Below are 23274 nucleotides of genomic sequence, written 5' to 3' on the forward strand. Positions count from 1 at the left end.
GATCTTATTCGGCGATTCATGTTTGTATTATAGAATATTAGGGTATTATACTCCCTATACACAACTTACTACGGCTTTTTTCATTTTACAACCTTTTCTGTAAGAATCTAACTATGAGGGTCTAATGCGCTTCTTAAGGCATCGCCTATATAGTTTAATGAAAATAGGGTAATCGAAAAAAATAGGCTTGGGAAGATCAGCAGCCAGGGTTGTGTTTGCATGGCATTGGCTCCTTCTTTAATCAAATCACCCCAGGATGTCATCGGGGCTTGTATGCCTAGCCCTAGGAAGCTGATGAAGGATTCCATCAACATGACATTTGGAATCGTCAATGTAATGCAGATAATAATAGGGGTCATCGCATTCGGAATCATATGTTTCCATATGATCTTGAGGGGCTTTTGCCCCAATATTTGAGAGGCTTCTACAAAACTTTGTTGTCTTAAGTTCAGTACCTGACCTCGCACGATGCGGGACATCGTTAGCCATTCCACTGCTCCAATAGCGCATAATAAGGGGAATAGGCCTCGGCCTAAAAAAACCATCAGTAAAATGACAAAAACGGTATAGGGTAGAGAGTAAATAATTTCAACAATTCGCATTAACAGTCGATCAATCCTGCCCCCTGCCCAGCCCGAGATCGCGCCATAAGTCACGCCTATTGTTAACGAAACAAAGGTAGCGGAAATGCCCACTAAAAAGGAAATTCTCCCGCCGTATAGAATTCTGGCAAACAAATCTCGGCCTAAAATATCAGTCCCTAGCCAGTGTTCCGCAGAGGGGCCTTCTCCTGCAATGGCTAGATTTTGCTGATCATAGGTATGATGCGTGAAAAAAGGTGCCAAAAAACATAAACCTCCAATAATGACTAGGCAACACACACCAAATACGCCCATCTTGTGCTCGAGAAATTTCCTGGTCACACTTTGGTTTATGTCGCCTATGCTGCTATTATTTGGCGGACTCATGAAAACGATTGCTTTGGGTTTAATAGCACCAATACGATATCTGTTAACAGGTTAAACACAACAATCAGGGCAGCAAAGCAGATCACGGTTCCTAGCACGAGAGTATAGTCTCGGTTAAACGCAGCCATGACAAAAAAACGGCCTATGCCGGGTATGTGAAAGATCGTTTCCACAACAAATGATCCGCTTATCACGCCTGCTAGTGCGGGTCCTAGATAAGATATTACGGGGTTGAGTCCATTGCGTAAGGCGTGCGCCAGAACAACTCTTTTCTCTGAAAGGCCTTTGGCGCGAGCCGTTCTAATAAAACCTTGGTTCATGACTTCCAGCATGCTTCCGCGCGTCAGTCGTGATATATAAGCTAGGTAAAACATCCCTAATGTTATGACGGGAAAAATCTTATCCGGAAAAGTATCCCAGCCCGATGCATTTACCCAACCCAATGTCAGGCCGAAGATTAAAATAAATAGGGGCCCAATCACAAAATTAGGTAAGCAAATACCGGCAAGGGATGCCCCCATTAACGTATAGTCTCTAGTCGAATTAGGCTTTAAGGACGATATCACGCCGACAAATACCCCGCCCACAACTGCAAATACAATAGAATAAAAGCCAAGTTCAAAGGATACCGGTAATTTGTCCAAAATCAATTCATTCACCGTCCAGCCGGGATACTTGAATGAAGGGCCCAAATCCCAGTGAAAGACAACGTTATCGAGGTAACGGAAATACTGAGTGTACAAGGGCTCGCTTAACCCATAAAATGTTTCCAAGGCAGCTTGCGTTTCGGGAGGAAGGCTTTTTTCTTCATCAAAGGGCCCTCCTGGCGCTACTCTTACCATGATAAACGATAAGGTGACTACTATCCATAACAATGGAATCGCCTCAAAAAAGCGTCTTGCGACATATGTTAGCACTCTGTACTAAATATTTGATTTATCCAAATTCTCTAGCGCTTCCTCTAAAGTATCAAAAATAGGAAAAATACTGGTAAAGCCTGATATATCAAACACTTGCTTCACGTTTGGGTTAAGCATGCAAAGACCAATCTTACCATTGTTTAACTTCAACGTTTTAGCTGTTGTTAATAATACTCTTAAACCAGCACTGCTAATGTAGTCTAGCCCGGCACACTGAACAATGATTTTTAAATCAGGTTTCTGTGTCAGGGTTTGAAAAACGGCCTCCAGCTCAGACGCTGTATTAGCATCTAATCGCCCAATAAGACTTATTATTTCATAGCCGTTTTGTTGCTCTTGATTAATTTCCACAATAATGTCCTCTTTTTAGTTTAGTTGGGTCAGATGATTACTTACTTATGATAAGGCTACTTCTTTTCATCTTTCAAGTTAAAATTGTTTTTAAGGGGGAGCCTATCCTTAAGGCTTACGGCTCAAAGTGATCGTAATTGCGTTGCGGCTGGGTTGGCTTTTTCTTGTATCGATTACGTAAGGATGAGCGTTTAACAGGCTTTTTCTCCTCAACTGGTTCTATAATAGGTGCAATAGGCGGCATAGGCGCTTCTTCTATCACTTTGGCTTCTGGCTTAGGTCTACGAGGGGCTTGTTTTTTCTTTGGCCTTTCTGCTAAACTTTCCTTTTGTGGCGGTCTCTTTTGCCTGGAGGGCCTTGGAGTCATCGATTCTTTACCAGATTCTTTTTTTCGTATTGGAGATTTTTTTGCCTGTGGTGTCGGAATCAATGTTTCGTGTTGTGGAATATTATCTTCCGGGGGCAATTGAATATTGCTGTACTCATTGATTCTGTTTTCCATCTTGGGCAAACTCTCGAGTTCTTCAGTCGCTTGAGGTCGAATCTCCATATGCGTGATAACGTTTCCTTCTCCATAGCGAATAAGGCGTTCAACAGCATCGGCTACGAGCTCAGGATTTATAATGCTCTGAGGGGAGTTATACGGATTAATGGGTTTTGAGGATTTAACTAAATTTCTATAAGGGTAAAGGGTGGTTACTTTAATACCGGTGTTGCGTGTTTCGTCAAACAGGGTCTCTGAAAAGGCTTTTAATCCACTGGAACAGGCCATGCTCGTGGGGTCTTGCTCAGGCCAACATAGGTTAATGATATAGCCTCGTTGCTGTTTAAGCGAGGATAGAGCCAGCTTTACGACGAGCATGGGGGCTAGTAATTGTGTATGGACGTGTTTAACCAGATGCTCAGGGGAATCTTCACTGTCAGCTTTAGATTCAGGTGTTTGCGCAGCATGGATAAACGTATGGATCGCTTGCCCTGCGTTTAAAATTTCAAGTGTAGCGCTTTCTATTGCTTTGGGGTCAGTCAAATCCACTTGTTTGGGGATAAAATCTTTATGCGAGAATCCCAATGATTGTGAGGATCCGGAAAAAGCGTATACGCGAAAGCCCAGCATGATCAGTTTTCGGCCAATGCTTTGTCCTATAATATTATCTGCGCCGGTTATTAATGCGACATCCATATATGTTCTTTAACTCTAATTTAGGACGACAGTGTAGGGGGAATATCTTTAAAATGCAAGGGGCGATCTTGTTTCGGTTCTTTATCTTGCTTTTATTTTCAGTGTTTGCAATTTTATCATATAGTGTCTTAAGATACTGTTTTACCCAAAACCACTTTACCCAAAATTATTTATGCCTGCTGCTAAATCTAAAATGAGACCTCTTGGTTGCTTCATATCCTTTATCGGCGCAATTTTATTGCTGTTGGTTATTCTGCTCTCCATTGCTATATGGGGAAGCGATCGCATCGCTGTCAAGGTGGCTCAATATGTGGTCGAAGAGAAAACGGATTTCACGATCACGTTTGAGAAATCCTACATCAGTGTCTTTTCCGGTGAGGCTCGTTTTAACGGTATCCAAATCACTAATCCTCCTAGTTATCCCGAGTCCGGCTTCCTAACCGTAAAAGAAATCGCGGCTAGCGTAGCGCCTATGTCTCTTTTTGGAGATGAGCTTTATGCCCGAGAAATTATAGTCGATGTTGAAAATGTCACTTGGGTTCGTACGGCTTCAGACACGAATAACATCTCCGAATTTGCGGATGGCTTTAAGGGCGAAGAAAAAGAAGAGGCTGCGGAAAAGCCTGCTGCTCCTAAAAAGGAGAAAAAGGAAGCTAAATATCTTATTAAAAGCTTGAAGATACGTTTGGGGACGGTTCGTGTTGCAGATTACTCTAAGGGTGGTTCGACTCCCGATATTAAGGAAATTAACGTAAATTATTCGCGTGAATTCCAGGATGTCCGTTCCGAGAAGGATGTTCGAGATGCTTTGTTGGCCGATTTCACCAAAATTGGGGTCGGTTTCCTTATCCAATCTACGATGCAGGACCTTATCACCGCTCCTTTGGATATTTTAACAAATCCTCAAGAAATTCCTGAAAAAATCATGAATCTGGGTAAGGGTGTGGGTGAAACCGGCAAGGATGTCGGCGAATCCATCGGCCAAGGATTTCAGAGTCTATTTGGGGGCTTGAAAGAGTCTGATGAATAGTATACGATTGATTACTTGAATTTTAAGAAGTAATCATGAGCGAAAATAACCCAAATGCGGAAACAACGGAATCTTCCTTCGAGGAAAACGATATGAGCCAAGTGGCAGGTTTGCTAAAGCGTATCGATGCCCTACAGGAGGAAGCTAATAATAATAAAGAGCATTACATGCGCGCGATGGCTGATTTGGAAAACTATCGCCGTCGTGTTGTTCGAGAGAAAAATGATCTGCGTATCTCTGCGATCTCAGGGCTTATTGAGGAACTATTACCTGTTGTGGATAATCTTCAACTAGGACTCAAGTCTGCTAATGAGCACCACGAAAGTAGCGATGTCATTAATGGCTTTCAAATGGTTCTGGATCGTATGCTTTCTGTTTTAAAAAATCAGGGTGTCGAGATGCTCAATCCCTTGAATGAAGCATTTAATCCGCATGCTCACGAATGTATCGCTCATATGCCGCACGCAACCCTTCCGGAGGGGCATGTGTCAGAGGTCGTGCGTATCGGGTACAGGTTTAATGAAAGGCTTATTCGGCCCGCAAGCGTTGTCGTCTCTAACGGTAAAGCTCCAGAGGCTCCCAAATCCTAACACATGGCAACCATGACTGAAGAAGATTACTACGGATTGCTAGGTGTTTCTCGAGACGCAACAGCTGAGGATATTAAAAAGGCTTATCGCAAAATGGCTGTAAAATACCACCCGGATAAAAATCCTGGGAATGCTGAGGCAGAGGAAAAATTTAAAGAGGTTTCCCACGCTTATGAGATCTTAAAGGATCCTAAAAAGCGCGAGGCTTACGATCGCTATGGTGCTGCGGCCTTTCAGCAAGGAGGCCCAGGTGCCGGAGGTGGTGGCTTCGGTGGGGGTGGTTTCCATGATCCGTTTGATGTCTTTCGTGAGGTCTTTAGCGGGGGTGCCGGTGGTGGCATTTTTGAGGAATTTTTCGGCGGTGGGGGCGGTGGCGCTCGTGCTCAGCAAAACCATGGCGCGGATCTTCGGTATGATCTTGAAATTACGCTCGAAGAGGCGGCTTTTGGAACAGAAAAAGAAATTCGATATCGTCATGCGGCAGCTTGTAAGCCATGCCATGGTTCCGGTGCGGAGCCTGGCTCTAAGAAGGTTACTTGTGGTACTTGTAAGGGGGCGGGGCAAGTCATCTCGTCACGTGGTTTCTTTACGGTAAAGCAGGTATGCCCTACTTGTCAAGGTGCCGGCAAAACATTTGAAAAACCTTGCCGTGCTTGTAGTGGCGAGGGGCGAACAATTGAAACAAATACGCTAAAGTTACGCATTCCTCCTGGAGTAGATACGGGCTCTAAGCTTCGTTCCGGAGGTAATGGCGAAGCCGGGTTACAGGGTGGCCAATCAGGGGACTTATATATCATTATTCATGTTCAGGAGCACGATTTCTTTGAGCGCGAGGGCGATGATCTATCCTGCACCGTAGGGGTTCCTTTTTCATTAGCTGCCCTGGGGGGTACCATTCACGTCAAAACACTCAAGGATCAAGTGGCTTTGAAAATTCCGGCAGGTACGCAAACCGGTACTGTCCTTCGTTTAAAGGGGCATGGTATGCCTAGTATTCGTGGTAAATATCATGGAGATATGTACGTCCGTGTTCAGGTAAAGGTGCCCAAGAAGTTAACGTCAAAACAACGCGCGCTTCTCGAGGAGTTTGCTGTTGCTTGTGGCGAAGCGGGTCAGGATGATGATAAGGAAACTTTTTTCCAAAAAACAAAGCGTTTTTTTGAATAACATTGTATGAAAACACAAGCGAGCACACTTAATAATCCCAAACTGCTCTCAATGGATGAGGCGCTAAAGCTTCGCCAAGCATTGCGAGCTTTGGGTAAAAAAGTGGTTATCACAAATGGTTGCTTCGATCTCATGCACGTGGGGCACTTAACTTACTTGGCCGAAGCCGCCGCTTTGGGTGATGTTTTCTGGGTTCTGTTGAATGGAGATCAAAGTGTCCGTGCGCTCAAAGGCGATTCTCGACCTATTTTATCGGAAGCTGAGCGCGCCTACGCCTTAGCTGCTTTGTCTGCGGTAGATGGTGTCATTGTTTTTAATACTAAGCGTTTAGATAACGAAATTAAATTACTCGAGCCGGATGTTTACGTTAAAGCAGGAGACTACACAATCGAGACTCTCGATGCTGCCGAGCGTACAGCTCTAGAAAGCGTAGGTTCCAAGGTTTGTTTCATGCCTTTTGTGCCTGGTTATAGTACGACTAATTTAATTAAAAAAATCGCTGCTCTGGAAAAGATGTAATGCGAGTTGCTCTCCTCGGTTCCGGTTACGGCTCAAATGCCGAAGCGCTCTTAAGGGCTGGCCAACGTGGGGCGCTTAATTCTGCCGAAATAGTCGGCATTATCTCGGATAATTCTACTGCTCGCATCTTAGAGCTCGGTAACTCGTTTAACATTCCCGCATTATACCTTGATCCTGGCCATTTTCGCACAAAATTAACGCCTGAGGCTGAGCAGGTATATATATCAACACTGAACACCTGGGGGGTAGATTTAGTTGTCTTGGCTGGCTTTATGCGGGTGTTAGAAGCACATTTTTTGAAGGCATTTGAAGGGAAAATTATAAACCTCCACCCTAGCCTTTTGCCGGCATTTCCGGGGTTAGATGCCATTAAACAAGCTTGGGATTCCAGGGCAAGGGTGACGGGGTGCACCGTACATTGGGTTAATGAGGAGATTGATGGTGGCCAAATTATCGCCCAAACTCCGGTTCCTATTGAGCAGGGTGATACGCTCGAGTCCCTGCGTAATAAGGTGCATGCGGCAGAACACGAGCTGCTTCCTTCTATTATTGCGCTTTTAGCAAAAAATGCTTAGCATCTTCTTCTTATGGTAGAAGTTTATGCTGAAATAGATTCCGTCTACGTAGACGCTTTAGAGGAAATTTTTTTTGAGGAGGATGCTGGCGAATCCCGCTGGGTCATCTCTCAAAAAACTAATAATGATCCTTATGTCCTACAGGGTTTTTTTGATAGTATTGAAGAGGCTCGTCTCGCATGGGGCAAGCTCAATGGCAATTTTGAGCAATTCCCAACGCCTCAATTTCGCCAAATCAAAGATGAAGATTGGCAAAATTCCTACAAAGCTTTTTTAAAACCTTGGCATTGTGGACCCATTCACTGGGTTCCTGTTTGGGAAGAAGGCCATTATAATATACCGGCAAACGAGCACGCTATTTGGATGGACGCGGGTATGGCGTTTGGTACTGGTACGCATGAGACTACCCAGTTGTGCGCTATGCGTTTGGTAGACATTTATCGTAATCAATCAAAGGAGGCGTTGTCACAGCTTTCTCTTGTAGACGCGGGTTGCGGAACCGGTATTTTGGCAATGACGGCTAAGCTCCTGGGTTTTGGCAAGGTTGCGGCATTTGATAACGATATCAAGGCGATCACGGTTGCTCAGGAAAATCTTGAATATAACCACTTAGCTGGCCAATTAGAGCTCTTTCACGCGGATCTCATTTCTGGTTTTGCCGGTCGTAAGGCGGATTTTATCGTGGCAAACATTTTAGCGCATGTTCTTAATGAATATGCGGAAAATTTACTACAAGCGCTTAACCCGAAAGGGGTACTTATTCTCAGTGGCATTCTCACTCGGGAAATTGAATTAGTCCATGCACGGTTTTCGGAAACGGCAAATCGCCTCGGCATTGCTTGTAAACTCGGATCTCGCGAATTAGGCGAATGGTCAGATTTGCTGCTAGAGCTTTCTTAACATTATCGGTGTAACCAATCGTGCACCAGTTGAGCGAATTTAGGTCCAATCCCTTCAACGCTTTTTAGCTCTTCAATTGTTGCTTTCTTTAGGTTCAGTATGTTCTTAAAGTGATTCAATAAAAGTTCTTTTCGCTTCTCTCCTAGTCCTGGAATGTCATCGAGCGCAGATTCTTTTATTTTTTTGCTGCGTAATTCGGCATTAAAGCTGTTGGCAAATCGATGAGACTCGTCACGCAATCGTTGCAATAACTGCAGTGCGGGGTTTGTTAATTCTAAGCGTAGCGGTTCGCGTTCGTCTGGGAAAATAATCGTTTCATGCTTCTTTGCTAGGCCAATGATTGCCGGAGGGGCTTTATCGATCATCATAAACGCTTTTAATGCCGCTCGCACTTGTCCCAGTCCGCCGTCTATTACAACGAGGTCAGGGTATATCGAATCCTCGGGCTGTAGTCTTGAATAACGCCGGGCAACAACTTCTTCCATCGCCCGGTAATCATCATTACCGATAAAGGATCTGATCTTATATCGTCTATACAGCTTTTTGTTCGGCAGGCCTTCCGTGAAATGCACCATTGAAGCTACCACAAACTCCCCCGATATATGTGATATATCAAAGCACTCCATTTCTTTAGGTTTCTTCTCTAGGTGGAGTAATTCGTGAAGAAGCTCCAGGGGCTCGTCCATCGATTTTTCTTCAAATATTTTTTTGGAAAACTTTCTGGAGGGCTGTAATGTCTGATGGATCGCGGCGATCAGGTCGCGTATTTCAGCCGCTTTTTCATATTCTTGTTTTTCGGATGCGACATACATTTTCTCTTTCAGCTCATCTACCGTCTGGCGCATCTTGCCTTCTAAGAACGCGCAGGCTTTGTGCGCCCATATTTGGTATTCTTTAGAGCTCACTTCATTTGCGTGGCCGTAAATTTCACCTCTCGCGTCTCCATATAGTTGATACAGATCTTCGCCTATTTTTTTTGGTTGAGCGTCTCCTAGTAGAATGCCGTACTTTGTTCGCAGTTCATGCAGTGTTTTTCGCAGGGACTGTGAATGTACAAACGGGCCAAAGTAAAGTGATCTGCTATCTGTCCGATTTCTTGTCATACGAAACTGCGGTATGGGCGATTGTATATCTACGCGCACTAAGAGGAATTGTTTGTCGTCGGTAAACGCAGTATTGTACTTTGGTTTCCATTCCTTGATCAGTTTCGCTTCGAGTACCAGGGCTTCGGTTTCTGATTTTACTTCGATGTGCTCTACGTCATGAATTAAGGGCAGCATCGCAGCCACTTTGGGTTGCGTTTCTATGATCCTCGATTTCTGGTTCGGTCTAAAGTAAGAGGATACTCGTTTCTGCAAATCTTTTGCTTTCCCTATGTACAGGACGCATCCCAGCCTGTCTTTCATTAAGTACACTCCGGGTGAATGGGGCAATTTCCTTACCTTTTGTCTCAATGTTTCGGAGTGCCCCATAGCTTATCTTCTCTAATGTGTTGGCTAGCTTATCAGTTCTTTGATTTGTTTTAATCCAATAGACGCTGTCGCACTTGCGCTTTCATCTAGTATTTCTTTCAACATTTCGGCCTTATTTATTTGAAGTTCAAGCACTTTCTCTTCCACGGATTCAGTCACAAGGAGTTTGATACTTGTAACCACGCGTTTCTGGCCTATTCTGTGCGCACGGTCTGTTGCTTGTGCTTCTACTGCGGGGTTCCACCAGGGGTCATAGTGCACTACCATGTTTGCGCCGGTTAAGTTAAGGCCTACGCCCCCTGCTTTTAGCGATATTAAAAATACTGGTATCGTGTCATCAATATTAAATCGGTCACACACGGCTGCTCTGTTTTTTGTTTTTCCGTCTAGGTAGCAGTACTCTACTCCCATTTCTTCAAGTTCTTTTTTGAGTATCTGAAGAACGGATACAAATTGAGAGAACACGAGCATCCTATGTCCACCATCAATCGCTTCTTGCAGAATTTCTTTAAAGGCTTTCAGTTTGGTGGAATCTTCGGAATCCATGCTGTCATCCAATATACGAGGATCCGCGCATATCTGGCGTAATCGTGTCAATTGCGCCAATGCTGCAAATCGTATTTGTCCTTCGGATGCACCGGACATTTCCAGCTCTTGGATTGCTTTTTGGGTCTGCTCTTGCACGCTCTTGTAGAACTTCTCTTGCTTGGCGTCCATCTCGCAATAAAATACTTGCTCGATCTTCTCCGGCAATTCAGGCGCTACTAGCTTTTTACTACGTCTTAAAATATAGCGTGTTACCTGATGTCTCGCCCGTTCATCATACCAAGCTCGATTATCCCGTCGGCAACCTTTAGGTGGCTTGGCTAAATAATCGGGTAGTAAAAACTCAAACAAGGATCGCAGGTCATCCATGCTATTTTCTAGGGGTGTTCCTGTTAATACAAATTTGCCCTTGGATTTTATCCCCATCAACGCCTTTGCGTTCTGCGTTTGTCTGTTTTTGATGTGCTGGGCTTCATCAGCGATCACGGCGTCAAAATCTATTTTATGAAACGTTTCCGCGTCTCTTCTTAATGTTGAGTAAGAGGTGATAATCAAATCATACTCCTCTAATTTGCTTAAACTCTTCTTCCGGCCTATTCCGTGGTGTATATAAACTTTGAGTTCAGGTGTAAACGTGTGAGCTTCTCGTCTCCAGTTCTCGAGCAAGCTCGCAGGGCAAACTACTAGATTTGGTCCGATACGCTCTTTCTTTCGCCAGATGCAATCCAGGAAGGCCAATGCTTGCACGGTTTTACCAAGACCCATCTCGTCTGCTAAAACGCCTGCCAATCCTTGGTTATAGAGGTGCCACATCCATGCCGTTCCGATTTTTTGGTATTCCCGCAGCTTCGCGTTGAGAACTTTGTTAACGGGCGCAGGATGTAGTTTGGAGAAGTCTTTTAAAGCCTCGCTTTTCTTGCGCCATTTTTCCGGTACTTCAAATTTGGATACAAGTCCATCCAATAAATCATGCGCTTCTACTAATTCAGCCGCACTCAGGTTTGTGGCAAATTGCGGAGAAAAGGGTCTGTCAACGTCTTGGCTTAATGCACGCTGCACCGTCCTAAAGCGGTCTATTTTTTTGGGTTCAATTAATACAATGCCACGAGGCGTTTCTAGAAACTGCTCTCCATGGGTCAACGTGTTACGTAACGCCAGATTATCTGCGCCTTTGGCATCCAGTTTTAACTGTATTTTAAACCCATCGTCTTGAGCCGTTGCCTTGCAGGCTATTTTTGCAAAACGTATTTTTTTAGTGCGACGTAAAAAGTTTTTAGAAAACTCAGCTCGGAATCGCTTTTTAAGATCATTCCAGTAGCAGGCCAAAAAGTTCAATGTCTTGCGGCGATCCCTTAGCCACCACATTTTATTAGAAGGTTCAAATTGAAACCCGTTTTGCCTCACCAGTTCATGCGCGCTTTCGTACAAAACGCTTTCTTTGGAGGGTAGGGATATTGCCAAATACTGCATAGAGCCGTCTACTTCCATGGTCGTGCCATAGTCGAAGCGTTTGGGCACGTTTTTAGCGGCCTCTTCGTGCTCTTCGTCATCGTCCGCATCGTCATCTTGAAGGAGTTCGTAGACTTCGGGTATAACGCCGTTCTCCCACTTCAGCGCTTCGCTCATCTGGTCTGGGCGAAAGACTGCGGGTTCGTCTTTTAGTTCATCAAGTAGGGTGCGTAATCTGGCTCTGGTTAATTGTATCAGTCCAAACAATCGTCCGTCGCACCAATCTTCCAAATGTTTGGCGACTTTTAAGTACGCGTCAGATTCAAATCGATACGCTCGCCCACGGTCCAGTTTTTCGGGCGGAAGCGCTTTGTTTTTAATCATGGCATCCACTTTTATCATGATCGAATCATGGGGCGCTGTATGGACAAGGTTTGGTGGCAATAGTACTCTAAATTTAAGGGGCAAGCCTCTCCGCTCAGAGAGTACTAAGGATTGTACCACAGGCAGGTCCCCTTCTTGTATTTCCAGCTGGGGTTGTGGCTGAGGAATAACTGTTTTTTTCTCTTCAAATGCTTTTTTGTCGTCTGCTCTTTGCTTCGCATACAAACAAAGGGCAAGGGCGTGAGGGCATATCAACCCTTCTTTGCCTAAGGAGCAATTACAACTGTTTTCGGGTATCCTTGGGTTGCTTAAGTTTAACTTTGTTTGGAAAGTAACTCCGCCGAGTCGTGTGCTCCCGATTAAATAGGGAGGTTCCCATGAACACGATTTTACTGCGTTAGTTTCTATCAATTGTTTGGCATCGCCAAATGTTGTCCAACCCCCGTAATCTACCAAAAGGTCGCGATTAAAGTCGGGTAAATCCTTCCACGGATCTTCCATAATTTATATAAGTTATTTTATTGAAAAATAAGTAATATCCTATCGGGTTCAAAAAAACAGGATAATTAAGTTATAAAAATAAATTTAATAATTAAATTTATCAACGAAACGCAACGATCGGCCTTAGGGTTTTCTCCAAGGCTAATACCGAAGCTCCATTAATATAGTATATTCTCCCGTACTATTGCAAGGGCAAAAATTGGCTGAACTCGGAAAGTCTCAGGTGCGTGGTCTCGGGGGTCTTTAAAGACCCCTTATTTTGACCTTATCTGCATTCAGTGTTCGCTTACATTCCAATCTCTCGGAGGACGTAGAGTATTTTCGAAAGATCGTCTCCTGCTAACTTATAGGCTGCGGCAAAGGCCTCGTGCGCGTTTTTCTTAAACCAAAGATATTGCTCCAGTATATTTCCCTGTAAACGATCATCATTCTTATGGGCAAGTACAAATGATTTCCAATGCTCCTCATCAGCATCGATTAAACTGTATTGAATACCCTCTGCGATATCTTCCTCCTTCAAGTTATCTAATGCTTTATCCAAATCATCCAATTCTTGCTTAGAAATAGCTTCCTTACATTCCAGTTTTCCGATTAAGGCTTTCGCTAGGCCTTGGGGTGATACTGGCTCAGACTTTAACTGTTCTTCGCCTTCTTCTTTTTTTGCGAGTACCTCGTCTTTGTCGTCCTCAACTTTCGAATTGTTAGATAAATCAACGGCACTTTGCCGAGTTTGAGATGGGGCTTCATTTAATTCGTCACCGTTAATGATTTTTAAAGATGCAACAATTTCGTTATCAGAGAATTGGCCTGAAAGACCACAATAATGTTTCATGAAAATATACTGAAGGTGTATATCGCATAAGAAAACATTCTTATCGGTAAGTAGGTCTGGGGAGGGGGTGTTTTGTGCGAAAATTATGCACTTTTCTCCCACTACTCGCATAGCCTCACTGGGTGGATAGTTTAATTCTTGATCACTATAACCTAGTTGTTCGGCGACAACTTTTGGGCTAATCTGGGGGTGAAACAGAAATAGTTTTCGTAAAAGAGTTTTAAATTCACCATTTCTGCTATTTACGAGATTGACAATGCTTTCTGTCACTTGCTTGTCCGTTTTTTCTCCATCTTTGCTATTTAAAATCTTATTTAGGAATTTATCTTGATTTGCTAAATAATTTAATTCTTCTTGCGAATAAGTATGTCCTTTCTTTTGCTTGCATCTAATGCCTTCGTTGATGAAATGCAGGTCTTTCTTCGCTTCAGAAAATGATTTCTCAAATCGTAATTCTACAGCTTCGGCGTCTTGAGGTTCAGCTGTTTCAACTGCTTGCTTAAGATAGTTTAAAGATTTTTGTCTGTTTTCCCATACCCATTTGCTTGTGCTGCTATAATATGGGTTATTTGCCTTTTCTTTATAATAAAGCCCTAATTTTAAGGCGGCAGCGGAGCATTTGTATTCTGCGGCGATTAAAAGTACTTCGAATTTATCCGTTTTTTTTACCAGATGGTTAAGGAGTTCCTTTTGTGGCACAAAATCTTTTCCAAGAAAGGTTTTTAATCCGTCATAATCTTCCATTTCTATGTAAGTTTCAGCAATTGTTGTCGCTTCTTTCAGAGAGATTTTTCCCTCTTTCTGGGAAAATTTATTAATCGTGGTATCTATTTTTTCATATTTGCCAAAAACATGATCGAGTTCTTTTGCGCTCACTAAACTTGCCTTCCCAGTATGGCTTTTGATAGCAGCTATATAGGCTTTGACGTAATTCTTTTCCGGAGAAGGAGAAGGCTGTATAAGATAATCGTTAATCTGCTTGGACTTTTTCTGGTTCTCATTTTCAAATTTGAAATTCGGGAAAACCTCGCAAAAAAAACTTATTTTTAGTTCCTCAGCTATTTTTGATGTTAAAACCGGTTTTAATCTTAATATATTGATAAAGTCTAGTTGTACTACAATCCGCCGAATCCAGCTCATGTTAGCGTACATTGCTTTATATCCCGTATGCTCATTTTGCTTTTCTTTATTATGCCAGGGTGCAGAAGTAAGATTGTTTTTTAAACTATTCATAGATTTTTTGTTATCTCTTCCCCAGCTCAAACTCGAAGTGCAACAGTATTTTGCCACACTGTTGCACTTCGAGTTTGAGCTCGGCTTTTGTTAAACTTATTTTATTATTAGTAATAATATAGGTATAATTTTTTTTGTCAATTTAATTTTAGTGTTAATTAAGGATTATCTAATTGATTTTTAATGGATCAATATTCTACTAAATTAGGCAGATTCGGCACAAGAAGTCGGCCACAGCACTCTTTTTGTGGAATATTTCTTTTTTCTAGGTTTGCACCGTTTTTCTTGTGCGGGAGTCCATTTTTGAGTCAAGTTTGTTCCAGGTGGAACAAACTTGACCGCTTATAGCGAATCATTTTTCAGAATCTCGATCCGTTATAACTAATTTATAGCGAGTAACGGATTTATTTTATGGCTAATTTAAGCCAATTTTTGGAATGTCTTTTATGTAGAGTTTGTGCATAGATAGCCGGGGGGGCTGGACAGAGCAACTTAATCATTAATCTTAAGTTTCCCCATAAGCGTGCTCACACCACCTTCTTCAATGCATACGGGTACGAGTTCGCCGATCAAGCGGGAGTTGCCTTTGAAGATGGTTTTTCGATACCCGCGGGTTCGTCCTACGTACATATCTTCGCCTTTCTTGGCGGGGCCTTCTACAAGAACTTCCTGGGTCGTGCCGATCAATGTGTTATTCCGTTTCAGAGAGCTGTTCTCCACAATGCGCAGCAGGGTTTGATTGCGTTCTTCTTTTATTTCTTTGGAAATTGGGTCGCCTAGGGGTTCCGCGGCTGTGTTTGGGCGTACGCTGTATTTAAAGATATACGCCATATCGAAGCCAACGGATTCCAATACTTGTCTCGTTAATTCGAAATCTTCTTCTGTCTCGCCGGGAAAACCTACAATAATGTCTGTCGAGAAATACATATCAGGGACGACTGTCCTCAGGGCATCAACGATTTGTAAGTACCTGTCCCTGGTATAGGGGCGGTTCATTGCTCGTAGGATTTTGTCAGAGCCGCTTTGTATCGGTAAGTGTACGTATTCGCACAACTTGGGTACATCGCGGTACGCCTCTACCAAGTCCTGCTTAAAGCCTCTGGGGTGCGGGGAGGTGAAGCGAATGCGTTCTATGCCTTTAACGTCATTTACGCGCTCAATAAGCTGTACAAATGGGCTTTTGCCGTCTTTAAAGGGTATTTCTCGGCGTCCATAACTGGTTACGATTTGGCCCAACAGGGTCACGTCTTTCGTTCCGTTGGCGGCGAGTTCCTCGACTTCTTCAACAATATCTTCTATCGGGCGCGCTCGTTCTTTGCCTCGTGTGTTGGGTACCAGGCAAAACGCACAGTTCATGTTGCAGCCTTGCATAATCGATACAAAGGCGGATACTTGGTGTTCTTTCTCTAGGTGCCCTCGAATGGTGTTCTGCGAGCCTTCTTCTTCCTCTAGGTCTACGATTTTTGAGGGCTTTGGGCCCTGAGCCTGCATGATTTTGATTATGTTGTCTAAATGATCCGGTACTTGGTGGAATTTTTGTGTCCCCACAATCAAATCCAGATCAGGAAGGCTGTCTAATAGCTCAGATCCTCTGTTTTGAGCCATACAGCCCAATATGCCTACCAGTCTTTTCTGGTTCTTGCGATGGTTTTGAGCCATCAGGTGTCCGGCTTTCCCAATAGCCTTTTGCTCGGCTTGATCTCGTACGCTACAGGTGTTTAACAGAATGATGTCGGCATCTTGCTCCTCGGAAACAATGGAATACCCTCGTCCGCGCAGCATCGCGGCCACGGCTTCGGAATCCCGTTCATTCATTTGGCAGCCGTACGTTTTTATGTAAACACGATTCATAAGACCTTAATAGAGAAACGATAAAACGGGTCTGCGTAAAGCAAAAAACGTTACAACCTTTCGCCTTGTTTATTAGGATCTTCTCGACTAGATAACCTTTCGGGTCAGCCCAAAAATAACGTTTACCTGCGGGAAAAACGCATGTAGTGTGTAAATACTATGCACTCGTTACGTTTTTTCGTTTTGTTTTCGTCTATTCTGGCAAGCGTTACCCTAGGCGCGGCCACTATCGGAGATAAGCTAGAGGACGGCTTGGGCGTTTCATTGCCTTGGCAAGAGGGCAATATCAATGTTCGCATGGCTAACCATCGTTTCCAGCTTTATTTCCTGGATGCTGACGGTGAAATAATCGCCCCAAATGTGCCCATGGCTTCTATTCGTTATGCTACCTATGCAGCGCCATACGATTATAGTTTTGCCACTTTCGATTTATCTCCATCCGGAGATTCTTTTATCAGCTCTCGGTACGTTCCGCCGCCCAATCTTTACTGGGTCAGTATCGCCTTCTTTAAAAAGGAAAATGGGAAAACCATTAACCTGAAAACATTTGATCCCGTTCAGCTCTCCCAAGTTGAGTCTGAGCTTGCCACCACCCCTTCGGCAAATTCAACGCAACAATACACTCCCGACAATCCTTGTTCAATTTTCGGCTCAAATGCCAAACCGGCACGAAATAGTTCTAATAAGACATTAGGGCCAGATTACCATGAGGTAAAAGAACCCGATTACTCCTCCGACAACCCCTGTTCAATTTTCGGCTCAAATGCCAAGCCAGCACGAAATAGTTCTAATAAAACATTAGGACCAGATTATCAAGACATAGAAGGAGCTAATTACCAATGAACCCTGCCCATCAAAACCAGCCTAATAACGAAAATAACTCGAGCCAGCCTCGCCCCGAATATAAATTTCGTTGGCAAGACTTCCTCCGCATTATAGAGAGTTGGTTGCTAATCGCCCTAGCCGTCGTCATAGCCGCCCACACCACCGACAAAATAAATTATTCCACCTTCGGCACGCTCGTCCTGGTGGCCATCACGCTTAGCTTGCTTAATGTCATCTTGAAGCCTTTATTGATCCTGTTTACGCTGCCGTTTATCTTAATAACGTTTGGTTTGGGTATATGGATTATCAATGCTCTGTTGCTTTTATTGGTAGCTAAACTCATTCCTGGTTTCGAGGTATCGACGATGGGTGCGGCGTTATGGGGCGCTTTAATCATCAGCCTCATATCAATGATAGCGAACCGTTTTATTATAAGGCGTTTCCCGATGGAGGACATGTTCAGAAAGAATAGCAAGCGTTTCGGCAAAAGTAAAAAAGATGACGATGTTATCGACATTTAGGCCTGTATCCTTTTTACTATATTTTTTAAATTAACTTTAATTATTATAGTAAAAGATGGCTGAAGAGAATGTTTACGATCTTATAGTTATTGGCGGCGGCCCTGCAGGTTATGCGGGCGCTATTAGAGCAGGCCAATTGGGGAAAAGAGTCCTATGCGTTGAAATGGAAAGAGCTGGCGGAACATGTCTTAACTGGGGCTGCATTCCTTCAAAGGCACTTCTAAAGAGTGCGGAACTCTATCAAACCATGAATCATTCGAGTGATTATGGTTTTACGTGCAGTGATATTACGGTTGATTTCCCCAAAGTCATGAAGCGTTCTCGCAACGTGGCAGACAACATGGGAAAGGGCATAGAGTTTCTTTTTAAGAAAAATAAAGTCGATTACATCGTAGGAAAGGCAAAAATAGCCGCTCCGGGAATGGTGGAAATTACTGAAGGAGCATCAACGGGAAAATTTTTTACTTCAAAAAATATTCTTGTAGCAACTGGCTGTAAGGCACGCTCTCTGCCTAATATCACCGTAGACGGCAAAAGAGTTATGACTTCCAGGGAAGCATTGGCTATGCAGGAGATGCCAAAATCGATTACTATATTGGGCGCAGGCGCCATAGGGGTTGAATTCGCATACTTTTTAAACGCATTTGGTTGCAAGGTTACGCTTGTTGAAATGCTGCCTGAGGTTGTGCCGGTAGAAGATGCTGAGGTTGGTCAAACGCTTCGCCGTTCATTTATCAAGCAAGGCATTGATGTGCACGTAGGTACCAAAGCAGAAAACATTAATGTACTGGAGCATTCGGTTCAGTTAAACTTAGTGAAAGGCGACCAAGCAACTACGATCGAAACAGACAGTTTACTGATTGCTATTGGAGTCGCGCCTAACACGGATGGGCTATTATCTTCAAAAATAAAACTCAACGAAGACAGAGGTTTTATTGTTGTAGATGACAACTACCAAACGAGCCAAAAGGGCATTTATGCCGCAGGTGATATTATAGGTGCACCTTGGCTGGCACATGTCGCTACATTTGAAGCGATACAAGCTGTTAATGGTATGTTTGGAGCCGCAAAGCCTAAACGCGTAACGCTTTTCCCTGGTTGCACTTATTGCCAACCTCAGGTGGCTAGCATCGGCATGACAGAAGCGAAAGCTAAGGAAAAGGGCATCGATTACAAGATCGGTAAATTCCCTTTCACTGCTTCCGGTAAGGCTGTAGCCATTAATAAGTCTGAAGGCTTTGTGAAAGTAATAACAGATTCTAAATTCGGAGAGATATTAGGCGCACATATTATTGGAAATGATGCGACAGAGCTCATTGCCGAATATGCGCTTGCCATGAATCTAGAGGCGACAATTGATGATGTTCATCATACCATCCACGCCCACCCTACCCTTTCCGAGGCATTAGCTGAGGCTGCTGCTGCGGTACGCGGGGAAGCTATCCATATATAAACTCATGCAATCCAAAATATCCATTATCACACTTGGGGTTAAGGATTTAAACAAGGCCATCCAATTTTATAGAGATGGCCTTCACTTACCCATGCGGGAACAACAAGGCGATATCGCATTTTTTGAGCTACAAGGCACTTGGCTTGCATTGTATCCCCTCGAAGAGTTAGTGAAGGATATCGGAGGTGAAGTTTTGCCAGCAAAACCCGGTTTTGCTGGGATGACATTGGCGCACAATCTTTCCTCTAAAGCAGAGGTTGATCTTGCCATGAAAGAAGCTAAACAAGCGGGAGCAACGATTGCTAAACCGGCTCAAGATGCTTTTTGGGGCGGTTATTCGGGTTACTTTACCGATCCCGATGGTTATTATTGGGAAATTGCCTGGAACCCCTTTTTGCAAATTTAGTCAACTAAGGGGAGCGATTTAATCGTTTAAATTAAATGTATTCAGAGCTTCTTTGTAGCAATGAATGCGTTTTTCCATATTTTCAACCTGAAAAACGTCAGAGACGGCGACTACTCGTTTTGCGCCCGCTTGGGCAACCTGACTTATATTCTTGTGGGTAATCCCTCCTATGCAAAAGAAGGGTATTTTGGGATTTAAAGCATTTACTGCTTTTATTAATTCTAGCCCAACGGGGGGATAGTTAGGCTTTGTTTGGGTTGCAAAAATGGGACCAAGCGCAAAGTAGTCCAGGTAATTCTCTAGCGCTAATGCCTCGGTTGCTTGTTTGAGTGAATGCGTTGAGAGGCCTAAAATACGGTCAGGTCCTAGCCGAATACGTGCAATCCGAGCAGGTGTGTCTTCTTGTCCAATATGTAACCCTAAGGTAGGGTAACTGAGGGCTAGCTCTAGATCATCATTGATGATGAGGGGAATTGTGTTTCCCTTAAATAGGGGCAATATAGCTTCTAATAATTCTCGTCGTTGCTCTGGGGTTTCTCTTTTTGCCCGCAATTGTATCAAGTCTGCTCCGCCACTGATGAGTTTTGCACACGTTTCAACCCATACCGACTCTTCAACATAAGCAGTGTCTAGAATGGCATAAAACCGAGCTCGATTAAGCAATTCTTCTTTGTGCATAACAGGTTTGAAAAATCGGGCTTAGAGATCTCTCTGGAAATCCTCTTCCGTTTCAAGAGTCGATTTCTTCTTTATGAGGGCATTGGAAGCTTTTACTTGCTTCTTTTGACCAACCTTGAACCCTGAGACATAAATGTTAATATCTCCTAAATTTTCTATACGCAAATTTTCTTGTAATGCTTGAGCGATGTAGCTTTGAAGATCAGTTGTTATTTGCCCAACATTTTGATCAAACCTCATTTTGAGCTTAATGTTTAAATGTATTTTTTTGTTTTTGTACTTAACATTTACTCTGGGGCGGTCTTGTACGCCTAGTTGAGTACAGATATTGCCTATAAGGGCACGAAGGGCGCCTCTGGATAAATTGATTTGGCCGGAAGTGCTTTGAAATAGGGCAATGCAGTGTGATTTTTTTAAGAAAAGAATCCAGCTAAAAAATATGGCAACTACTAATAGAGTTGTCGGCCAAAAATAAGGCAGTTCCAATAGTTTTTGGAGATAATTAGACCAAAATTCAGCCGTGAAGAAATGCGCTACAGAGTTATACATCTATTATTGTATCGATTTTTCGTAATCAGGGTGCTCTTCAGGGCTTGCTGTTTCCATTTTCACGCCATCGATGATAACATTCACGCGAGAGACATTTTTCATGGTCATACGAGTAACCATAGAGCGAACATTTTCTTGTATTTGAACCGCAACTTTTGCTAGCTCAACTCCGAAACTCAAAATAACCCTGATATCGATTACATAGTGGCCGGCTTCATCTTCTGTGACACGGACGCCGCGCTCAGTTTCTTTTTTGGAAAAAATCTCCGCAATCCCGTCAACAAAACTGGAACCGACAGCGTGTACCCCGTCTATTTCAGTTGCAGCTAAACGGACTATGCTAGCGACAACAGAATGGTTAATTTTGATATCCCCCATCATATCATTACTCTCTTCATTAATGGTAGGGATTTTTGTGTCTTCAAAGGTGTCTGTTTTTTTTGCGCTCATGGTATAAAATTAAGATTTATGGTTATTTTGACTCTACAGGAGTTTTTTTAGGAGATCTACTGAAAAAATCTGGCAAATAGTTGGTTGTCACATTCCCTTCACGGAATACAGGATCCATCATAATAGACTTGCACAAAGGAATTGTTGTCGGAATCCCTCTAATGATGCATTCACTCAAGGCTCTATTCATGCGGTCGATTGCGATCGTGCGATTGCGACCAAAGGTGATTAACTTCGCAATCATGCTGTCGTAATACGGCGGGATCTTGTACCCGCTATATACGTGGGAGTCCACTCTTACACCATGCCCACCAGGCGCGCAGTAAAATGAGATTTCCCCAGGACAGGGAGCAAAATTGCGATCCGGGTCTTCCGCGTTAATACGGCATTCTATGGCGTGACGGAGGAACTTTACATCCTTTTGGTCGTATTTTAAATGCTCTCCGCGGGCAATCAATATCTGCTCTTTTACAAGGTCTATGCCCGTTACTTCTTCAGTGATGCCATGTTCTACTTGGATACGAGTATTCATTTCCATGAAGTAGAAATCTCCATTTTTATCCACGAGAAACTCCACAGTGCCCGCATTCTGGTAGCCGCAAGCTTCTGCAAGCTTGATAGCTGCTTTGCCCATCTTTTCGCGCAGTTTTGGCGTGATGAAGGGAGATGGTGATTCTTCAATGAGCTTTTGGTAGCGTCGTTGAATGGAGCAATCGCGCTCGCCGCAATGAATGATTTTGCCATGTTCATCAGCCAGTAGCTGGATTTCTATATGGCGTGGGCATTCGATAAATTTCTCGATGTAGACATCCCCATTACCGAAGCTCTTTTGGGCTTCGTTTCGAGCAGTATGAAATTCTTTACCGAAGGCGGCTGCGTTATGTGCAAGGCGCATGCCCTTGCCACCACCGCCGGCTACGGCTTTGATGATAACAGGAAAGCCTATTTTTTTGGCAACTTTGAGTGCTTCTTCTTCGTTTTGGATAATACCATCACTGCCGGGAACAATGGGAACCCCCGCTTTCCTTGCCATGTCGCGGGCGGAGGATTTGTCTCCCATGAGGCGAATGGCGGAGGATTTTGGCCCAATGAACTTGATGTTGCACAGTTCGCATTGCTCGGCGAAGTCTGCATTCTCGGAGAGAAACCCAAAGCCCGGGTGAATTGCATCCACGTTGCCGATTTCAGCAGCGCTCAAGATGCGATCGGGTTTTAGGTAGCTATCCGAAGCACGAGGGCCTCCGATACAGATAGCTTCGTCTGCGAGCTGTACGGGAAGAGATTGTTCATCAGCTTCGGAATAGACGGCTAAGGTTTTGATACCCAGTTCGTGGCAGGCTCGGATGATGCGTAAGGCTATCTCACCCCGATTGGCTATGAGTACTTTCTCAATCATGCTAGAAATGTGCTAAAGTTGTTTAGGGCTTTCTTACCTTGAACAGGTTTTGGCCATATTCTACGGAAGAACCGTCTTCTACGAGGACTTCGAGGATCGAACCGTTTGTTTCAGCTTGGATTTCGTTCATGACCTTCATGGCTTCTATGATGCAGACAACGGAGTCTTTGTTGACTTGAGTGCCTTCGGATGCATAAACTTTGCTGTCTGGTGATGGACTTCTGTAGAAGGTGCCTACCATGGGCGACTTTATGTATTCGTAGTCTTTTACAGTCTCTTGCGCACTTGAAGAAGCGTGCATGGGGAAAGGAACATTGGTTGAAGAGGAGACAATAGCTGGCGCAAGCTGTGTGTGAATCAAATCATGCGTGCAGTCTTTGGCTTTGCCGCGGCAGATGCGTAGCTTGAGGCCTTCTTCTTCAATTTCAAATTCAATGAGATCTGATGCCTTCATCAGGTCCACAATTTCGGTTATTTTTTTAGTGTCCAAGGTTAATAGTTTGTTAATTAATGGTTTTAGTTTTTACC

The 23274-nt window shown here is 43.7% G+C and carries 23 protein-coding genes; 10 read left to right on the plus strand and 13 right to left on the minus strand.

The genetic code is table 11. The annotated features are described in order from the left end of the window. Nucleotides 1–107: 107 nt before the first annotated feature. The 4 genes from AUJ82_02775 to AUJ82_02790 form a co-directional block, all read right to left on the minus strand. Nucleotides 108–968 carry a peptide ABC transporter permease gene (locus AUJ82_02775; GenBank protein ID OIO60358.1) on the minus strand — a complete coding sequence of 287 codons (861 nt, stop codon included), beginning with the start codon at nucleotides 966–968 and terminating at the stop codon, nucleotides 108–110. Further along, nucleotides 965–1885, minus strand: a complete 921-nt coding sequence (locus tag AUJ82_02780) for an ABC transporter (GenBank protein ID OIO60359.1) — start codon at nucleotides 1883–1885, stop codon at nucleotides 965–967. Before AUJ82_02780 ends, AUJ82_02775 begins: the two co-directional genes overlap by 4 nt. Nucleotides 1886–1891: 6 nt before the next feature. Further along, entirely contained in the window at nucleotides 1892–2239 is a 348-nt protein-coding gene (locus AUJ82_02785; protein ID OIO60360.1) for a hypothetical protein, read from the minus strand. A 115-nt stretch (nucleotides 2240–2354) separates the two neighbouring features. Next, a complete protein-coding gene (locus tag AUJ82_02790) occupies nucleotides 2355–3419 on the minus strand; it encodes a hypothetical protein (GenBank protein ID OIO60361.1) in 1065 nt (354 codons plus the stop codon). Between the two features lie 172 nt (nucleotides 3420–3591). Here AUJ82_02790 and AUJ82_02795 point away from each other — a divergent pair, with 172 nt between their 5' ends. The 6 genes from AUJ82_02795 to AUJ82_02820 are packed head-to-tail and all read left to right on the plus strand — an operon-like array spanning nucleotide 3592 to nucleotide 8200. Next, a complete protein-coding gene (locus AUJ82_02795) occupies nucleotides 3592–4449 on the plus strand; it encodes a hypothetical protein (GenBank protein OIO60362.1) in 858 nt (285 codons plus the stop codon). A gap of 35 nt (nucleotides 4450–4484) precedes the next feature. After that, on the plus strand, nucleotides 4485–5039 hold the full coding sequence (locus AUJ82_02800; protein ID OIO60363.1) for a nucleotide exchange factor GrpE: 555 nt from the start codon (nucleotides 4485–4487) through the stop codon (nucleotides 5037–5039). 12 nt (nucleotides 5040–5051) lie between these two features. Next, nucleotides 5052–6206 carry a molecular chaperone DnaJ gene (locus tag AUJ82_02805; protein OIO60477.1) on the plus strand — a complete coding sequence of 385 codons (1155 nt, stop codon included), beginning with the start codon at nucleotides 5052–5054 and terminating at the stop codon, nucleotides 6204–6206. Between the two features lie 6 nt (nucleotides 6207–6212). Next, nucleotides 6213–6725, plus strand: a complete 513-nt coding sequence (locus tag AUJ82_02810; protein OIO60364.1) for a hypothetical protein — start codon at nucleotides 6213–6215, stop codon at nucleotides 6723–6725. Beyond that, nucleotides 6725–7300 carry a phosphoribosylglycinamide formyltransferase gene (locus AUJ82_02815; GenBank protein ID OIO60365.1) on the plus strand — a complete coding sequence of 192 codons (576 nt, stop codon included), beginning with the start codon at nucleotides 6725–6727 and terminating at the stop codon, nucleotides 7298–7300. Before AUJ82_02810 ends, AUJ82_02815 begins: the two co-directional genes overlap by 1 nt. 12 nt (nucleotides 7301–7312) lie before the next feature. Continuing rightward, nucleotides 7313–8200, plus strand: a complete 888-nt coding sequence (locus tag AUJ82_02820; GenBank protein OIO60366.1) for a hypothetical protein — start codon at nucleotides 7313–7315, stop codon at nucleotides 8198–8200. A gap of 2 nt (nucleotides 8201–8202) precedes the next feature. Here AUJ82_02820 and AUJ82_02825 read toward each other — a convergent pair whose 3' ends face one another. From AUJ82_02825 to AUJ82_02840, 4 genes are all read right to left on the minus strand, one after another. Continuing rightward, a complete protein-coding gene (locus AUJ82_02825) occupies nucleotides 8203–9672 on the minus strand; it encodes an excinuclease ABC subunit C (GenBank protein OIO60367.1) in 1470 nt (489 codons plus the stop codon). A 24-nt stretch (nucleotides 9673–9696) separates the two neighbouring features. Next, the gene (locus AUJ82_02830; protein ID OIO60478.1) at nucleotides 9697–12069 is read right to left on the minus strand and encodes a hypothetical protein; all 2373 of its coding nucleotides are present in this window, start codon (nucleotides 12067–12069) and stop codon (nucleotides 9697–9699) included. Nucleotides 12070–12838: 769 nt separating this feature from the next. Beyond that, nucleotides 12839–14617, minus strand: a complete 1779-nt coding sequence (locus tag AUJ82_02835) for a hypothetical protein (protein OIO60368.1) — start codon at nucleotides 14615–14617, stop codon at nucleotides 12839–12841. A gap of 492 nt (nucleotides 14618–15109) precedes the next feature. After that, nucleotides 15110–16468 carry a tRNA (N6-isopentenyl adenosine(37)-C2)-methylthiotransferase MiaB gene (locus tag AUJ82_02840; protein ID OIO60369.1) on the minus strand — a complete coding sequence of 453 codons (1359 nt, stop codon included), beginning with the start codon at nucleotides 16466–16468 and terminating at the stop codon, nucleotides 15110–15112. Between the two features lie 159 nt (nucleotides 16469–16627). Here AUJ82_02840 and AUJ82_02845 point away from each other — a divergent pair, with 159 nt between their 5' ends. The 4 genes from AUJ82_02845 to AUJ82_02860 all read left to right on the plus strand — a co-directional run bounded on the left by AUJ82_02845 (nucleotide 16628) and on the right by AUJ82_02860 (nucleotide 19673). Next, nucleotides 16628–17311, plus strand: coding sequence for a hypothetical protein (locus AUJ82_02845; protein OIO60370.1), 684 nt, complete (start codon nucleotides 16628–16630; stop codon nucleotides 17309–17311). A gap of 89 nt (nucleotides 17312–17400) precedes the next feature. Beyond that, nucleotides 17401–17814 (plus strand): hypothetical protein, encoded by a 414-nt coding sequence (locus AUJ82_02850; GenBank protein OIO60479.1) that lies wholly within the window; start codon nucleotides 17401–17403, stop codon nucleotides 17812–17814. Nucleotides 17815–17869: 55 nt separating this feature from the next. Then, on the plus strand, nucleotides 17870–19267 hold the full coding sequence (locus AUJ82_02855) for a dihydrolipoyl dehydrogenase (protein OIO60371.1): 1398 nt from the start codon (nucleotides 17870–17872) through the stop codon (nucleotides 19265–19267). Nucleotides 19268–19271: 4 nt separating this feature from the next. Then, nucleotides 19272–19673, plus strand: a complete 402-nt coding sequence (locus AUJ82_02860) for a glyoxalase (GenBank protein ID OIO60372.1) — start codon at nucleotides 19272–19274, stop codon at nucleotides 19671–19673. A gap of 18 nt (nucleotides 19674–19691) precedes the next feature. On the opposite strand, the gene AUJ82_02865 is transcribed toward AUJ82_02860, so the two are convergent. The 5 genes from AUJ82_02865 to AUJ82_02885 all read right to left on the minus strand — a co-directional run bounded on the left by AUJ82_02865 (nucleotide 19692) and on the right by AUJ82_02885 (nucleotide 23236). Continuing rightward, the gene (locus AUJ82_02865; protein OIO60480.1) at nucleotides 19692–20309 is read right to left on the minus strand and encodes a thiamine-phosphate diphosphorylase; all 618 of its coding nucleotides are present in this window, start codon (nucleotides 20307–20309) and stop codon (nucleotides 19692–19694) included. Nucleotides 20310–20372: 63 nt separating this feature from the next. Next, nucleotides 20373–20900, minus strand: a complete 528-nt coding sequence (locus AUJ82_02870) for a hypothetical protein (GenBank protein OIO60373.1) — start codon at nucleotides 20898–20900, stop codon at nucleotides 20373–20375. Nucleotides 20901–20903: 3 nt separating this feature from the next. Next, the gene (locus tag AUJ82_02875; protein ID OIO60374.1) at nucleotides 20904–21350 is read right to left on the minus strand and encodes a hypothetical protein; all 447 of its coding nucleotides are present in this window, start codon (nucleotides 21348–21350) and stop codon (nucleotides 20904–20906) included. Between the two features lie 22 nt (nucleotides 21351–21372). Beyond that, nucleotides 21373–22746 carry an acetyl-CoA carboxylase biotin carboxylase subunit gene (locus AUJ82_02880; protein ID OIO60375.1) on the minus strand — a complete coding sequence of 458 codons (1374 nt, stop codon included), beginning with the start codon at nucleotides 22744–22746 and terminating at the stop codon, nucleotides 21373–21375. A gap of 22 nt (nucleotides 22747–22768) precedes the next feature. Then, nucleotides 22769–23236 carry an acetyl-CoA carboxylase, biotin carboxyl carrier protein gene (locus AUJ82_02885; GenBank protein OIO60376.1) on the minus strand — a complete coding sequence of 156 codons (468 nt, stop codon included), beginning with the start codon at nucleotides 23234–23236 and terminating at the stop codon, nucleotides 22769–22771. Nucleotides 23237–23274: the final 38 nt, after the last annotated feature.

The sequence above is a fragment of the Verrucomicrobia bacterium CG1_02_43_26 genome, assembly GCA_001872735.1.
Taxonomy (GTDB): domain Bacteria; phylum Verrucomicrobiota; class Verrucomicrobiia; order Opitutales; family CG1-02-43-26; genus CG1-02-43-26.

Coding starts and splice junctions, on each gene's coding strand:
- AUJ82_02860 (OIO60372.1), top strand. CDS start 19,272: ATGCAATCCAAAATATCCATTATCACACTTGGGGTTAAGGATTTAAAC.
- AUJ82_02840 (OIO60369.1), bottom strand. CDS start 16,468: ATGAATCGTGTTTACATAAAAACGTACGGCTGCCAAATGAATGAACGG.
- AUJ82_02790 (OIO60361.1), bottom strand. CDS start 3,419: ATGGATGTCGCATTAATAACCGGCGCAGATAATATTATAGGACAAAGC.
- AUJ82_02800 (OIO60363.1), top strand. CDS start 4,485: ATGAGCGAAAATAACCCAAATGCGGAAACAACGGAATCTTCCTTCGAG.
- AUJ82_02795 (OIO60362.1), top strand. CDS start 3,592: ATGCCTGCTGCTAAATCTAAAATGAGACCTCTTGGTTGCTTCATATCC.
- AUJ82_02870 (OIO60373.1), bottom strand. CDS start 20,900: ATGTATAACTCTGTAGCGCATTTCTTCACGGCTGAATTTTGGTCTAAT.
- AUJ82_02835 (OIO60368.1), bottom strand. CDS start 14,617: ATGAATAGTTTAAAAAACAATCTTACTTCTGCACCCTGGCATAATAAA.
- AUJ82_02815 (OIO60365.1), top strand. CDS start 6,725: ATGCGAGTTGCTCTCCTCGGTTCCGGTTACGGCTCAAATGCCGAAGCG.
- AUJ82_02805 (OIO60477.1), top strand. CDS start 5,052: ATGACTGAAGAAGATTACTACGGATTGCTAGGTGTTTCTCGAGACGCA.
- AUJ82_02825 (OIO60367.1), bottom strand. CDS start 9,672: ATGGGGCACTCCGAAACATTGAGACAAAAGGTAAGGAAATTGCCCCAT.
- AUJ82_02775 (OIO60358.1), bottom strand. CDS start 968: ATGAGTCCGCCAAATAATAGCAGCATAGGCGACATAAACCAAAGTGTG.
- AUJ82_02810 (OIO60364.1), top strand. CDS start 6,213: ATGAAAACACAAGCGAGCACACTTAATAATCCCAAACTGCTCTCAATG.
- AUJ82_02875 (OIO60374.1), bottom strand. CDS start 21,350: ATGAGCGCAAAAAAAACAGACACCTTTGAAGACACAAAAATCCCTACC.
- AUJ82_02880 (OIO60375.1), bottom strand. CDS start 22,746: ATGATTGAGAAAGTACTCATAGCCAATCGGGGTGAGATAGCCTTACGC.
- AUJ82_02830 (OIO60478.1), bottom strand. CDS start 12,069: ATGATAAAAGTGGATGCCATGATTAAAAACAAAGCGCTTCCGCCCGAA.
- AUJ82_02820 (OIO60366.1), top strand. CDS start 7,313: ATGGTAGAAGTTTATGCTGAAATAGATTCCGTCTACGTAGACGCTTTA.
- AUJ82_02845 (OIO60370.1), top strand. CDS start 16,628: ATGCACTCGTTACGTTTTTTCGTTTTGTTTTCGTCTATTCTGGCAAGC.
- AUJ82_02855 (OIO60371.1), top strand. CDS start 17,870: ATGGCTGAAGAGAATGTTTACGATCTTATAGTTATTGGCGGCGGCCCT.